General features: G+C 41.6%; 12 protein-coding genes. 5 read left to right on the top strand and 7 right to left on the bottom strand.

What is annotated here, in order from left to right:
• Positions 1-53 precede the first annotated feature (53 nt).
• Positions 54-791 (top strand): glycerophosphoryl diester phosphodiesterase, encoded by a 738-nt coding sequence (locus GCE9029_RS07140; RefSeq protein ID WP_062662135.1) that lies wholly within the window; start codon positions 54-56, stop codon positions 789-791.
• A gap of 115 nt (positions 792-906) precedes the next feature.
• Here the strand turns inward: GCE9029_RS07140 and GCE9029_RS07135 are convergent, their stop codons facing one another.
• A complete protein-coding gene (locus GCE9029_RS07135) occupies positions 907-2,004 on the bottom strand; it encodes an L-dopachrome tautomerase-related protein (RefSeq protein WP_063856848.1) in 1,098 nt (365 codons plus the stop codon).
• Between the two features lie 280 nt (positions 2,005-2,284).
• Here GCE9029_RS07135 and GCE9029_RS07130 point away from each other — a divergent pair, with 280 nt between their 5' ends.
• The 3 genes from GCE9029_RS07130 to GCE9029_RS07120 all read left to right on the top strand — a co-directional run bounded on the left by GCE9029_RS07130 (position 2,285) and on the right by GCE9029_RS07120 (position 5,692).
• Positions 2,285-3,055: a glycine betaine ABC transporter substrate-binding protein gene (locus GCE9029_RS07130; RefSeq protein WP_062663155.1), complete on the top strand. Its 771-nt coding sequence runs from the start codon at positions 2,285-2,287 to the stop codon at positions 3,053-3,055.
• 249 nt (positions 3,056-3,304) lie between these two features.
• Positions 3,305-3,781: a Dps family protein gene (locus tag GCE9029_RS07125; protein WP_062662134.1), complete on the top strand. Its 477-nt coding sequence runs from the start codon at positions 3,305-3,307 to the stop codon at positions 3,779-3,781.
• A gap of 363 nt (positions 3,782-4,144) precedes the next feature.
• Complete coding sequence (locus GCE9029_RS07120; RefSeq protein WP_062662132.1) at positions 4,145-5,692, top strand: toxin-antitoxin system YwqK family antitoxin; 1,548 nt, start codon at positions 4,145-4,147, stop codon at positions 5,690-5,692.
• 157 nt (positions 5,693-5,849) lie between these two features.
• Here the strand turns inward: GCE9029_RS07120 and GCE9029_RS07115 are convergent, their stop codons facing one another.
• From GCE9029_RS07115 to GCE9029_RS07100, 4 genes are all read right to left on the bottom strand, one after another.
• Positions 5,850-6,377, bottom strand: a complete 528-nt coding sequence (locus tag GCE9029_RS07115; protein WP_062662131.1) for a hypothetical protein — start codon at positions 6,375-6,377, stop codon at positions 5,850-5,852.
• A 9-nt stretch (positions 6,378-6,386) separates the two neighbouring features.
• Positions 6,387-7,592 carry a S1 family peptidase gene (locus GCE9029_RS07110; RefSeq protein WP_062662130.1) on the bottom strand — a complete coding sequence of 402 codons (1,206 nt, stop codon included), beginning with the start codon at positions 7,590-7,592 and terminating at the stop codon, positions 6,387-6,389.
• Positions 7,593-8,074: 482 nt separating this feature from the next.
• The gene (locus GCE9029_RS07105; protein ID WP_062662129.1) at positions 8,075-10,249 is read right to left on the bottom strand and encodes a DEAD/DEAH box helicase; all 2,175 of its coding nucleotides are present in this window, start codon (positions 10,247-10,249) and stop codon (positions 8,075-8,077) included.
• Between the two features lies 1 nt (position 10,250).
• Positions 10,251-11,192 carry a HamA C-terminal domain-containing protein gene (locus GCE9029_RS07100; RefSeq protein WP_062662127.1) on the bottom strand — a complete coding sequence of 314 codons (942 nt, stop codon included), beginning with the start codon at positions 11,190-11,192 and terminating at the stop codon, positions 10,251-10,253.
• Positions 11,193-11,714: 522 nt separating this feature from the next.
• Here GCE9029_RS07100 and GCE9029_RS07095 point away from each other — a divergent pair.
• Positions 11,715-12,386, top strand: coding sequence for a hypothetical protein (locus tag GCE9029_RS07095; RefSeq protein ID WP_062662125.1), 672 nt, complete (start codon positions 11,715-11,717; stop codon positions 12,384-12,386).
• A gap of 124 nt (positions 12,387-12,510) precedes the next feature.
• Here GCE9029_RS07095 and GCE9029_RS07090 read toward each other — a convergent pair whose 3' ends face one another.
• Complete coding sequence (locus tag GCE9029_RS07090) at positions 12,511-13,035, bottom strand: RNA methyltransferase (protein ID WP_062662123.1); 525 nt, start codon at positions 13,033-13,035, stop codon at positions 12,511-12,513.
• Positions 13,036-13,157: 122 nt separating this feature from the next.
• Positions 13,158-13,676, bottom strand: a complete 519-nt coding sequence (locus GCE9029_RS07085) for a hypothetical protein (RefSeq protein ID WP_062662121.1) — start codon at positions 13,674-13,676, stop codon at positions 13,158-13,160.
• Positions 13,677-13,787 lie beyond the last annotated feature (111 nt).

Below are 13,787 nucleotides of genomic sequence, written 5' to 3'. Positions count from 1 at the left end.
AAATTCAAAACTTGTTGTAACGTTAAATCACTCAATAAAAACAGAAAACGACAATGAAAACCCTATACGCCCACAGGGGGATGTCAGCCATAGCCCCTGAAAATACACTGGCTGCTTTTTCACTTTGCGCCGAGCACGGCTTGAAATGGGTCGAGTGTGACGTCGATATCCTCGCAGATGGCACCATTGTGCTTTGCCATGACGATACTCTCGACCGCTGCACAGACCATTCAGGCAGTCTTTACGATTTCACCCGCGAAGATCTGGAAGACATTGATGCCGGAAGCTGGTTTGGCGACGAGTTTATCGGTGAAAAACTGCCAACCTTTGATCAGTTCATCACTCTGATGAACATTCTCAAGCTCAACGCCAACGTAGAAATCAAAGCCTGTACCAACAGCTGGGAAAACACCGAGAAGCTTATCAGTGGCGTGATTGAAGGCCTGAAAAACCTCAACAAAGAAGCCAACGTACTGATTTCCTGCTTCAACCCACTGGTATTGGCAGAATTCAAACGCCGCTGCCCAGACGTGCCCGTCGCTTGCCTGTTTGACAAAGAGATGCCGGAAGACTGGCTCAGCATCATGCAGGCTTGCAAATCCGACACTATCCACGTTGCGAACGAAGGGCTGACCAAAGCCAAAGTCGAAGAATTCAAAGACCTTGGATTAGAAGTGAATGTGTACACAGTAAACAGCTTGATGCGCGCCAACCAGCTCTTTAACTGGGGCGTCGACGGTGTATTTACCGACATCGGCCACCAATTCCCGTCGCGATATCGTCAAAGCTAAGCGTTCCTGCAAACGAAATAGAAAATGGCCGCCACAAGGCGACCAGATCCGACACAAAAAACGGCACTGATAACAGTGCCGTTTGTGTTTAATTACCCACTCCCTGTATAGCCAATCAGTTAGGGAGCTTAATGCGAAGGATGTGGTATGGCTTGGTGCCACCTTCTTCACCTTCATTTAAAGCTGGGTGAAGGCGCAGTTGGTTTTGCGTGACATAAAGGTAGCCATTCTTCTTGTCGATGGAGAAGCCATCAGCCCAGTCGAGTAGTTTTTTATCTTGTGCGAGGATTCGGTAGCCATCTTGGTTTGAAATCGCGACGGCGTTGTTCTCAATATCACCGACATAGATATTGCCATCAGCACCGATGATCATGCCGTCACTGGGTTTCTTGTCACTGAAAAATTCAATGCTTTCGGCTTGTTTGGAAGTGGATGCTTCCTCATCGGCCAATACATCTGCTGCAATGCGATAAACCTTGTCGCCGTTCACTGTACCGAAATACACCCACTCATTTTGCGCATCAATCGTAATTGGATTTAAGCCAAGAAAAAGCGGTTCTTTACTTCCATCTTCACGTTGCGTTCCCATGACAGAACCGTTGATAACAACAGAGTGTTCAGGTGACATCAACTCAGCCTGAGATTCCAACACTCGGCGTGCTTTACCCGTTTCCAAATCCACAACGACAAACGCTGATTTTGATTCGCCCACAAGATTTCCGAGCGTGGTGTCAGCGATGTACATCTTGTTGCGTTTTGTATCCAGAGCGAAATCTTGAAGGAAAGAGTTCCCGACCAATGCGCTTTTATCGATCTCTATGGTCTTAACCAGCGAATGGTTTACGCTGTCCCATGCCACGATCTGTGCTGGTGTTGTTTGGCTGCCCATATCAAGTATGTAAACCACACCGTCGGCAGTTGTGTCGACCCCGATAACCGACGTCAGACCCACCTCTCCCTTTTCAGGACCATCAGCCCAATCAACAGTGGGGAAAGGCTTTAGTTCGCCGTTTGCCATTAGCTCAACAACACGAAACTCCGGGGCATCCAGTGGTTGCATTGAAAGGATGATACGCCCTTCAGGTGTCACTGTTGGGTTGCCAGGACGGGTTCCATCCAACTTGGCTACTACCTCTATGTCGCCTGTTGCTGCGGTTGCCGTGCTTAAAACCATTGCAGTGCTTAATGCAAGCAGCGTCTTGAGATGTTTCATAATACTTCGTCCTGTTTGAATGAATGTGCGATGGACACATGCTAGTTCCCAATCGACCGTCTAAAAACAGGGTAATCATTTAATTATTGTCAAATATACATTGATAATAATCTCGACCACACTTCACTGCTTTCAGTGGCTATTGCGTGAGAAAAGCGCGGCCATTCTCAAAGAGAAAAAGAAAATCTTTCAATGACGGCGCTGTTTTTGAGCTGCCTGATTCGACGTAGTCTGGCCCAGACACTCAAAAAGGAACGAAAAAATGGCTAGAACAATCACGATGGGTGTAACCGATCTGTCTTTTCACCACACGACGTCCTCCTTGGTAGCTAATGTATTGATGAGCATGGGCTTTGACGTTAAACGTGTGTTTTCTCCGCATCAGGAAAACTTCGAGAAACTTAAGACTGGTGAAGTTGATATGCTGTCTTCCGCATGGTTGCCCTCCAGCCACGGCATCTATAAAGCGGATGTCGAAACAGTAGAACCTCTCATTGAGCTGGGACTGCATTACGAACCTTACGCGCTTTGGGGCGTGCCGGACTATGTACCCGAGGGAGCCGTGTCGGAAGTGGCAGACCTCATCAAACCTGAGGTCGCGGAGAAAATGAATTCGACAATCCAAGGTATCAATGCCGGCGCAGGTATCACTCGTTTTTCAATCCAAATGATGAAAGATTACGGCTTGAATGACGCAGGCTATACGTTTTTGACAGGTACTGAAGAAGACTGTTTTAGCGCTTTTGAAAATGCAGTCGCAAAGAAAGAATGGGTAGTTGTGCCGCTATGGAAGCCACAATTTTTACACTACCGTTATGCTATTCGCGAAATTAAGGAACCTAAAGGTTTATTGGGAATTGTAGACAGGGCTGTGCTGTTGCTCAGAGAAGATAAACAAAGCTTATTTACCGAAGCGCAAATCAGAAAGCTCGACGCGCTCCGCTTCTCAAATGATGTCATCGCGGCGCTTGATTATAAGGTTTGCCGGGAAGGACTATCCCGTGATGAGGTCACCCGTGACTGGCTGGAAACGAATGGTTTCCTATCCTGATAGGGCTAGCGAGTATAGGCACATATAGAACTCAGGCGGTGTATTCACTGAAACTGGCTGCCAATTCCCGCCGTGCTACCGTAACGGCTAAAACCCACTGTTAGCGATAGGTATAACGAATTGAATCTATAAACATCAACGATTATACCTATCGCTCCTCCCGTCATAAGATATCCCCATAGACATTAAGGCAAAGCGGCAAACGCTAAAGCCTATTTTTTGAAGCAAAAAGACAAGTGGGGAAGGGTTATGACAAGCATCAATATCGGCATTCAAAAACAAGACAGAATTGAAATTGCAGAAGGGCTAAAACGCCTATTGGCGGATTCATACACCCTGTACCTGCAAACACACAACTTCCACTGGAATGTTACGGGTAAACAATTCCGTGAGCTGCACCTGCTGTTTGAAGAGCATTACAACGCGCTGGCACTGGCGGTAGATGAAATTGCAGAGCGCATTCGTACCCTTGGCGTTGCAGCACCGGGCACTTACAAAGCGTTTGCAGAACTGAGCGCGATTGAAGAAGTGGAAGGTGTACCAAGCGCAGACGAGATGGTGGATATTCTCACCAAAGGTCACGAGCAAGTCGTTCGTACTGCAAGAAGCGTGTTGAAAGTAGCCCAAGACGCTGACGACGAATCTTCTGCATCACTGGTTTCAGACCGTATGCGAGAGCATGAGAAAACCGCCTGGATGCTCCGCGCCATGCGTGAAAACGGCTAAGCCGTATAGATTAAAAGCAAGCAATGTTCCGTAAGACAAAAGACCGCCGTGAGGCGGTTTTTGTGTATATCTGCATAGAGCAGTAAAACGGGTCTATCAGTAATCGCCGTAGTAATATTTGTATTCAGCAATCAAATCCAACAGGGCTTTATCACGTTTTAGCTTTACCGCTTTCCAAAATCCAGAATACCATTTTTCTTGTGCCAATGATTATTCATAGTGATATCTTATTTATGCGATATGTATATATTGATTAAGGGTTTTTTCATTGATTTCACTCTAGTAAACTATACGATACATGCCAAATTAATCATAGAAAAATGTATGGCATGGTCGTTGGTTTAGGATTTTAAGGATGATTCCATGGAAAGAAAAGAAATAATAAAATGGTCATTAGTTGGTGCTATTTCATTATCTGTCGTTGTTGGACTTAGCGTCTATAACCAATCAACGAAATATACGTATGTACCGCCACATCCAGAGCCAGACGGACCGTATGTACGTTATTACTGGGATGAGGTTATTGCGGAAAAAGGAAATTATTTAAATAACGAAAAGGATGGGGAGTGGGAGTATTACTGGAATAATGGCCAGTTGAGAATGCATGGATCTTATCTGAATGGAGAGCGCGTGGGACTTTGGGTTGAGTACTTAAGCCCCGATTCAGAAGCAATATATTTTGTAAAACAATGGTATGATGATAAGAGTATTAGTGAAAAGAAATACTGTAAATCAGGCAGTATTTCTTCATTAAAACACTTTACCAAAGATGAACAACTGACGGGCGATTATTATGAATTTTATTGTGTTGAAGGGGCAGACTTTAAACAAAATACTGAAATGAAAGTTGAAGAGTATCAGACTCAAGCAATTAAAGTTAAAGCAAGTTATGTTAATGGAGAACTAGATGGTGAATACTTATATTTCCATAGTAACGGAAAATTAGCCGATAAACTCTATTTTGATAAAGGGTCAAAGGAAGGTGAGTGGACTTCTTACGACACTGAAGGAAGAGTTATTGAAAAAGGAAGTTATCAGGGGAATGTTAAGATAGGTGTTTGGGAAGCTTATGAAGAAGGGGCGCTGGTAGAAAGGGCTGATCACTTAAAAGAACAACGAGTAAAATACAGTTCTTTTCATATGAATGGGCAGCCTAAAGAACGAGGGCAGTACTACCAAGATATGAAAGTCGGGGGCTGGGAATATTTTGATTCCCATGGGCGAATTGAGAAAAAAGGCACTTTTGAAAACGGAATGAAACAAGGGGCCTGGCTCACTTTCAAAGAAGGTATAAAGCATTCAACATCAAATTATCAGCGAGACTTTCGCCAAGGGGATTATCAAAAGTATTATCCCAGTGGTAAGGTGTTCTTCCATTGCACTATGAAAAATGACAAATGCGATGGAAAATTTACTATTTACCATGAAAATGGAAAAGTTTCAGAAGAAGGTAATTATTTGAGCGGTTATAGGGAAGGCCCTGTAACATTTTTCTATGAGAGTGGCGCCGTTTACATTAAGGCTAATTATAGTCATAACCACTTCATTGATGATTTTTCAAGCTATTATGAAAGTGGTAATTTAGAATCAAGCGGTAAGTTTGTAAGTCAGTTTGGTTATGTAGAAGATATATATGGTATAAGTAGTGAAATCGCTATTACTGGTGAGCGTTATGAGGGTGAGTGGTTATACTATTATGATAATGGAAACCTACGCCGAAAGGGAAGTTTTGAATATGGTGAACGTACCGGTTTATGGTATTACTATGACCTTCAAGGGCAACAAACCGAATTGCGTTTATATGAAACAGGGTTAAGATTCGTTAGGATGAAAGATGAGCTAACTACTATGCCTAACCACTTACCTGAACTCGATGTAGCCAATGAAGACTATTATTATCCTACTAATTAAACGCCGACAAAATGCGGAATATTTATTCATGTGATTTCTTATGAAGAAAAGATAAAGGTATTCGGAATAACATTTTAATTATCTATGCTTCATATGAAAAAAGACCGCCGGGAGGCGGTCTTTGTGTATATCTGCATAGAGCAGTAAAACGGGTCTGTCAGTAATCACCGTAGTAATATTTGTATTCAGCAATCAAATCCAACAGGGCTTTATCACGCTTTAGCTTTTGGGTGGTTTGTTTTAAAACGTCTGAAACCCAGACTTTAAGATCATCAGACAGCTCAGTATCTTTTAAAGTGTAAAGCGAAGTAGCATCAGTCACGTTTTTTACATACTCATACTCGGTGATAACTTTACCGTTTACGATAACGCGAAACACCACTTTAAAATCTTTGTTCCTAACGATAGGAACAAGACCCAAGGTACTTGCAGCCAAAAGGCCCGAAGTCGTTTCAGCTGCAAAGCCTCCGGACGTTCGTACCCTTTCTACGTAAGTCACGAACCTGATAGGTGTGCCGGGAACATCTTTATCTAAATGCTGATAAAAACTGTCTTTGTCTAACTCGTCTTCAACGAAGTCATCAATAACGTTAATGTGATTTGCTGGTGGCAACACAACCGCATGTGACGCTGAGAAAGCTGAAAACGGCAGTAAGAAGAATAGAAAATAAAGTAATGCTTTCATAACCAGCCCTTATTGATAACACGCAATTGGCGCAGAAGATTTAAGCGCAAGCTCAGTCGGAGAGAGTGTTGAATTCTTGCGTGTTGAGAAAGGAATGTTGTTCTTCTTCAGAAACTTTTTAAGGATTTGAGGGGAAGTAGCAAAGTTAACGTTTTGAGGAATCACGCCTCGTTTAACCAGTGAAGCAATGTTCAATGTGCTTGTCGTCACTCCCATCACCTCACCTTGTTCTGATACAAGCGCTCCGCCGCTAGAGCCAGGCTGTATTGGCGCGCTGAATTGAAAAATACCTTTGCTTCCCGCCAAGCCCTTCACCGAAGTGATATTACCAAATGTGATATTGGGTGACGTTTCAAGCAGACCATTGAGTGGGTAGCTCACCAAGGTGATTTTTGAGCCCAGAGGAAGGCTTTCCGCACTGGTTTGGTTCAGGTAATACTGACGGGGCGTGTTACTTGAGATAACAGCCAGGTCTAACAGATCGCTTTTAGCATTCGGCGAGACGATAAACTCGTTGTCATCCACTTTGACCTTCGCCAGTAAACATTGGTTAATGACGTGGGCAGCCGTCACGATATCGCCTTCCTTATTCACAAAGAAGCCGGTACCAGTACTCTTGGGCTTATCGTCAATGAGCTTTTCAAGATCAAAGCGGCTGATATCGCCTGATCGAAGCTGCTGAATCTCTACTGAGTGCTTATTGGTAAAGTTAACCAACATACCAAGCATAGAATTGTAGGAAGCGTTATAAAAACCGGCGTCCAACTGGTCGCGGTTAAAAGTGCTCTTTCCCGTCATCACATCGCTGTAAAGAGCATTACCGTCGCGGTCAAAAACGGTAAATGCCATCTCAGACACTATCTTGTTACCGTCTACTTCCCATTTCGGGTGCACTTTGAAAACCAAGGAAGCTTGTTCCTGTTTACCAGGCTCAAACCATGAGAATGAGGAGTAGTAGTTATTGAAGAGAGACTCTGTCGCCTCTGTCACCGCTCTACCGGGTTTTTGAATGTTGCCGCTAAGGACAAACTCAGTCGCAAGGAAAGATGAAGGCATATATACCGCTACCTTCTGCTGAAGGGGTAGGGTGATGCCCGGTGCCAATTTGTGCTCTTTGTTGGTGACAGTGTTTTCCTGAATTCGTGTTGTGCTGTTACAGCCAACCAACATCATAGAAACGACACAAGTCAAACCGATAAGTATTGCTTTACGCATAGACGAATCCTTGTCTATTAAAATTCTTTTGCTGCTGATAGGGCCGTAGCGCTTTGTAGAATAAGAGTTTTTGGCCCTATGCGGTGCAAATACTGCTCCATACGATTTGTATGAATAGTCGGGATAATAATCGATTAGCTTGCATGAAAAAGTACGGGTTTTGAGAATGAGAGGAGAAATGTAAAGTCCTCAAAATTAGGGAGTAAAGTCTATGAATATCAGTATCTTGAGGATTTCAATTTTAAGATGAAAGCCCTTTCAAATACATTGCACTTCCAGCGATGAGTGTGATTGAAGAGCTGAGGAGTCAACAAGTGGCGACTACGAATCTTCTGCATTACTGGTTTCAGACCGTATGCGAGAGCATGAGAAACGGCTAAGCCGTAAAGATTAAAGCAAGCAATGTTCCGTAAGACAAAAGACCGCCGGGAGGCGGTCTTTTGCTGTTTATAAATAATAGGATAACTTCAGTATTTTCAGTTCTATAAGTTTTCTGATAGCTTTTTTCGTTCGTAATCTAATAAGTCTTCCATTAAAAATAACTTTTTTGTTCTTATCTCTTTAATAACTTCATCTTGGTTTAGATTGACAGGGATTTTGTCCTTTATTTTATCTATTGCAGATCTTGGAACACCAAATTCTGATAGTATGGCCAAGTTCTCTTGTATAAAATCGTTTTCGATCGAACTAGCATAGTATAAGTAGTTACCCGGTCTTTTACCTTCTTCTAAGCAGACGAATTTTTGTATTTCGTTCACGACAATCAGCCATTTAGGGATCTTGTATTGGAACCAATGCCTCAGTATTTGAAAACTATCTCTAATAGCATCATCTACGGCGTCTGATTTATTTTTATTTTGGTTTTCTAGAATGTAAGAATATGTATTTCTGACCAATTCGTTTATGTTTTTGTTCCATCCATAGTCAAATGTTATTTTTACAAGTCGAGATTTGGTCATTGGACGATAGACAGTGTCGGGCTTGGTTAAGAAGTCCCATGCAAGTCCAAGGCAATATGAAAGTTGGTCATATGTTGGTGTGGAGTCCCAACATAGCAACTCATGATGGCTATGAACTTCACTTCTGATTTTCTCTAGAAGATCTTTTTGTCCTTTTATATAAAGAGAGTTATTTGAGAATAGCTCTCTTTCATTTTTTGGTAGTGATTTTATATACTGGTATTGTTCAGAATTCTTATCTATTACTTCATCTTCTTCGATGTTTATCAGAACTTCATTTGATATAGGGTTTTGCTCATGGAAGGGTATGTCTACTATAATTTCATCATAGGTGGGTACTGGATTGAAGTTATATACTTTACCTACATAATGCTCCATCATTCGACCAGCTCGTCCCCTTATGTTTGAGTAATCGAAGTGGTCCACAAATGTATTTGCTCCTTTTTTCTTATCAAAGAATATTACATTCTTTGCACTTGTGTTTACACCCTCTATTATAGTGGCTGTACAGAATAACTGTTTAATAGTTCCATTGTTAAAATAATCAATTATAGTTGATGTGATATGTTTTTGGAGCGCACCATCGTGTATAGCAATACCCATTCTTAGTAGTTTAATTAAACTCCAATCTTTAGACACATATCTCTCTATCCATTCAATAATATCTATGTTTACGTCGCTATGAGTAACTCCCTTTTCGATTAGATATTCGAGATATGCCTTTGACAGATATCTAGCGCGGTACGGAGATGAGCAATATATAAGTGTATTTTCATTTCTCTTTTTTAGAAGTAAGTCAAAAAGAACTCGCTCTTTAATAGCTTTCTTTTCTCCTCTCTCTCCGAACTTATTCTTATAGTTCTCATAGATATTATGCTCTTCACATGCCACTAAGCTATAGTCCGTCTTAAAAAATTTTGCATTATACTTTTCTTCAAAACCCTCTGAAATTCCTTCAATATTAGGGCCTAGAAGATAGAATTTAGGATTAAAACGTTTTAGTAAATAGCTAAAGGCATTATTTAGTGTGTCGGATCTTTCGTCATCCCTTCTCGAACTTAACTTGTAGAACTCATCAATAATTAAAAAGTCTACAGATTCGAACATCGAATATTCATTTACACGCTCTGCAGTAAATAGAAAAATATTCCCTTTATCTTGATCTGGGTTTTGTGAAGTTCGGAGTATCAACTTATAGTTATCTTGATATCGTTTCAGCTTTCTTCTAGTTTCATCAAGTAAAGCAAGTGTTGGTTGGATGATGACTATGTTGCGATATTCAAAAGATGCGATAATATCCTCTATCAACAAACTTTTTCCAAAACTCGTAGGTGCACTAACAACTAGGTTCTTATCTGTTGATAGCAAGCGAGAGAGGTACATTTGCTCATCATGGAAAACTTTGCCTGGGATTTTAATTGAAGTGTTACTTATTAGTCTTACTTTTGAATTTGTTGAGGATAGAGTAAGCTTCTCTTTTATTAGGTAAGGGTAAAATCCTACAGACTCAACAATATCAGCTAACATTTCGTCTAGGCTATGATCGAATTTTCGCCTTTGTTCAAGTATATATATTAGTACTTTCATTCCTTCATTCTGATCTTTCATGATCATTCTTGAGCAATTATTATAGATGCTAAAGGTTTCACTGAAGGAGAAGTCGTTTGTCTGCTTTATTTTTTTAATTAAATCTAACATTCTAATCTCCAATCATTTGAATAATAGAAAGCTTATTGTGTAGCCTTTTCACTAGCTCTATTTTGCATTTCACTGGGAATAAAATAAGGATGATGTTGATATTATCCTTAAGAGGATGATCGTTCTTTTTGTCGAAATATTCTTTAAGATTTATTATCTCATTTTTATATTCAGATAAGAATTCATCTAGCTCCTCATCATCATATTTGGTAAACAACTCACTACTATAGGTGCATAATAATGGTATGTTAATATTTTTTAACTTGTCTTTTAATTTTGTGGTGCTAGAAAGTGCTGTTTTCCACTTTTTTATTTCATTGTTCTCTTCGAAATGAATAATCTTTTTTGATATTAAAGAAAACTCAGAATTCAAATAGTCTAACTTGATGTGTTCTTTAATATCTTTAACTAATTCAGTCAATCCTTTCTTCGGGTCTAAGTATAGCTTTGACTCACCCAGCCAAAGAGATTCGGTTTCGGGTTGAATATGTACACTATCGAAACCATGAACAGTGTGGCCTAAAGAGTCTTTGAAGTATATTTTGGACAGAAGTGGTACTGTTTCAAAGTTATCTCTCAACAGTAAGTGAAGAATTAACTCTCCGAATTCACCTCGTCGAAGGTACTTATCAGCCACATCATCTTCAATGAACCCACCGTTATTGTATATATCTTTGACTTTCTGAAATTCGTCAATTTTATATATGGCGTTAGCAGCTTCAACGACTTTGTCCAGTGTTTCAGTATTACTTGTCGAAGTACCTTCGTGGTAACCAAAAGAGAATTCATGAATGACACTCAAGACTCTCTGGACGAACTCCTTCCATCGATATTGGCTGGAACCATCGTCTTTTAAGTCAAAACCTACTAGGTAGGCTCTTACAGTGCTGTCTGAAATCTTTTCTTCGATAACGCAACGAGAGCCAAAAGGTCCATTATCCATATTATTCCTACATGACGCTTAAATTGATTGATCATCATCTAAATGGCCACACAATAGCTAGGCTCAATTAAGGCACAAGCGATATGACCGAAGAGTGACGCTTCTCAAAGTAGCGTTCCGGCAGATGGTCAATTAAAACGGTGTGTGGGTATCTATCTAAATCAGAAGACCAGATGATAATGTCATCTATGTATGTAAATCCATACTTAATTTTAACCTAGTGTTTGGTAAATTGGCTGCGACATCTATCAATAAAACCAACAAGTTGCATATTGAGAGATTGATCCAGAAAAAGCATAAGCAGGTGATGGCATAAGAGCCAAACCTCATCCTAGCTTTCCCCTTAGAATGAGGAAGGGACGAAGAGCAGAGTCCAAATTGGGCGAGAGAACACTCAAACCCGCTTTCTCGATATCTTCTTAGTTTTGAACGATAGTTTTGGGAGTTGTTGAGGTAGTTTGGTGTAAGGATGCTGTTGTTTGTTTTAGAGGCAAGCTCAGGCAATGGAATGAGGACGCAGTAATGTTTAGAGAAACGTTGTCCGATGCTTTCGAGTTTTCAGTCAGCCATAAAAGTCGACTTTTTCAGATTACCTTTCTGCCTGTGTTGGTGGGTTTGGCTTTTGATTCAATCCCACCTGAACTCACAATAGGTTGGTTGAACTTGGCTGAGAATATTGTGAAGAGTATTTTTCTCACGATTATCGCAGTTAACGTACATCGCCTTGTTTTGCTAGGAAATGACTCCGTACCAAAATGGGGAAGAATAAAAGCAGAGAAGATTGAGCGGCGTTTTATTCTCTATTATCTCGCCATTTTACTTCTTGCGAATAGTGCATTCTTTGTCATTTCGTGGCTTGGCTTTCTGACGATTTTATTTGAACTGACGCTCGCAATGATTATTTGTCGTTTGAGTCTTATCTTTCCCGCTATTGCCAGTGGGCAGCCAGAAACATTCAGTTTGGCCTGGGATAAAACGTCACAAAAAACGTGGTACATGTTCGGGGTTGTATCAGCCGTTCCCTTACTTCTTATGTTGTTCATGATGATTAGCTCTGTACTTGAGCCACCGGTGTGGCCGTTCAGAGTTCTCAGCTACTTGGTGTTCATTTTTGGGCTAGTGACGTTATCGATGGCTTATCGAAAACTTAATGAGAGGTATGAAGAGAAAATAAGCAATAAAGAGCATGAGTAGCGTTTGGGATTGTTAAAGGATATAACTTTTGTTGGCTGAATCCACACGTAGATGTATTGCTTGAAACTTGCTTTAAAAAGAAAGGCCGTCATGTGACGGCCTTATTGGTATCTGGGCGGGTGCTTCACACCGTTTCGGCGGAAGATTTCACCTGGAGGCGGTTTCGGCTATCGCGGCTTTGGCGAATCAAGTCATCTCCGGCTTGTGTGGTATCTGACTTGGCTAAGCGGTCATACAACACCACGTTTACTGTTGCTGCGAGGTTCATGCAGCCTACTGTTGGCACATAAACTACATGATCAGCGCGGTCAGCAATAGATTGATGCAGGGAGTGATCTTCAGGGCCGAAAACGTAAATGGCTTTCTCTGGGTGCTCAAACTGAGGAAGCGGCGTCGCGCCCAATGCCAGCTCTACACACACCACTTTCATGTCTGATGGCAGGTTATCGAACACGCTGTCGACATTGGTCAGTGGAATACTTTCCATCGCGTCTTGCGTGTCGGTATAGAACCTTGCGGCGCGGTCATATCGCTCACCGGTATAGACGACGCTGTCTGCTTGATAGCATCCGGCTGCACGCATCACGCCTCCCACATTGGTAGGGCTTTTGGGATTAATAAGGCCAATGATTACGTGTGGTTCTGTCATGAAATGCATCTCTCTGTGCAAGTTTGTATTGCTGGTGAAGTCTGAAAGGGCAGCATTCTAGCAAAGTTTGTAGGCCGATGGTGAGCAGCCGATTAGAAAGGGTTAATCACAGAGCCATCGTGTTAAACCTGAAAGCCTGCTTTGTGGAGCCTTGCCGATATCCCCTGAATTTGTTGTTCTGATTCGCATAGCGCGAGCGCTTCCTTCGCTATCACATTGGCGGCTTCGGTTTGCCCGAGTTCACGTCTTGCCATGGCTTCAATGCACAGCAGTAACGGCTCTTTGGAGATCCCTTCCAAATAGGTCAGTGTTTCCTCATAGCGCTTCATTTTATTGAGTTGCTCGGTAAGGAAGAATCTGCCCACTCTCAGCGTCGGTTCATTGGATGATGCTTCCTGCATCTTCTGGAAGGCCAGTTGATGAAAGGTGAGGGCTTCTTCGTTTTTATTCTGCTCGGAAAGCGCACAAGCTAACTGCTGATAAACATCGGGAGGGCAGGCTTGTTGGTTAGTTTCCAATGCTGAAATGATAGTGCGATATGTTTGTTCAGCCTTCTCGAACTTACCTTCTAAGGCCAGTTTAATACCTCGATTGCATTCAGCGTAAATTTGGTTGCGTTCCCATTTGCTCTCTTTCGTCAACGTTGTTCTCCCTGTTACCCATCACTAAGCCATTGATTAGTTTCTTAACGTTAACTGAGAGCAAAGGAGGAGTTCGTCTTATTTCATGAATGCAAAGGAAATACGGTGAGT

This window comes from Grimontia celer (genome assembly GCF_900055185.1).
Taxonomy (GTDB): Bacteria; Pseudomonadota; Gammaproteobacteria; order Enterobacterales; family Vibrionaceae; genus Enterovibrio; species Enterovibrio celer.
This window is presented reverse-complemented; position numbering and strand designations above follow the sequence as displayed.

Coding starts and splice junctions, on each gene's coding strand:
- GCE9029_RS07120 (WP_062662132.1), top strand. CDS start 4,145: ATGGAAAGAAAAGAAATAATAAAATGGTCATTAGTTGGTGCTATTTCA.
- GCE9029_RS07125 (WP_062662134.1), top strand. CDS start 3,305: ATGACAAGCATCAATATCGGCATTCAAAAACAAGACAGAATTGAAATT.
- GCE9029_RS07140 (WP_062662135.1), top strand. CDS start 54: ATGAAAACCCTATACGCCCACAGGGGGATGTCAGCCATAGCCCCTGAA.
- GCE9029_RS07110 (WP_062662130.1), bottom strand. CDS start 7,592: ATGCGTAAAGCAATACTTATCGGTTTGACTTGTGTCGTTTCTATGATG.
- GCE9029_RS07130 (WP_062663155.1), top strand. CDS start 2,285: ATGGGTGTAACCGATCTGTCTTTTCACCACACGACGTCCTCCTTGGTA.
- GCE9029_RS07135 (WP_063856848.1), bottom strand. CDS start 2,004: ATGAAACATCTCAAGACGCTGCTTGCATTAAGCACTGCAATGGTTTTA.
- GCE9029_RS07100 (WP_062662127.1), bottom strand. CDS start 11,192: ATGGATAATGGACCTTTTGGCTCTCGTTGCGTTATCGAAGAAAAGATT.
- GCE9029_RS07095 (WP_062662125.1), top strand. CDS start 11,715: ATGTTTAGAGAAACGTTGTCCGATGCTTTCGAGTTTTCAGTCAGCCAT.
- GCE9029_RS07090 (WP_062662123.1), bottom strand. CDS start 13,035: ATGACAGAACCACACGTAATCATTGGCCTTATTAATCCCAAAAGCCCT.
- GCE9029_RS07115 (WP_062662131.1), bottom strand. CDS start 6,377: ATGAAAGCATTACTTTATTTTCTATTCTTCTTACTGCCGTTTTCAGCT.
- GCE9029_RS07105 (WP_062662129.1), bottom strand. CDS start 10,249: ATGTTAGATTTAATTAAAAAAATAAAGCAGACAAACGACTTCTCCTTC.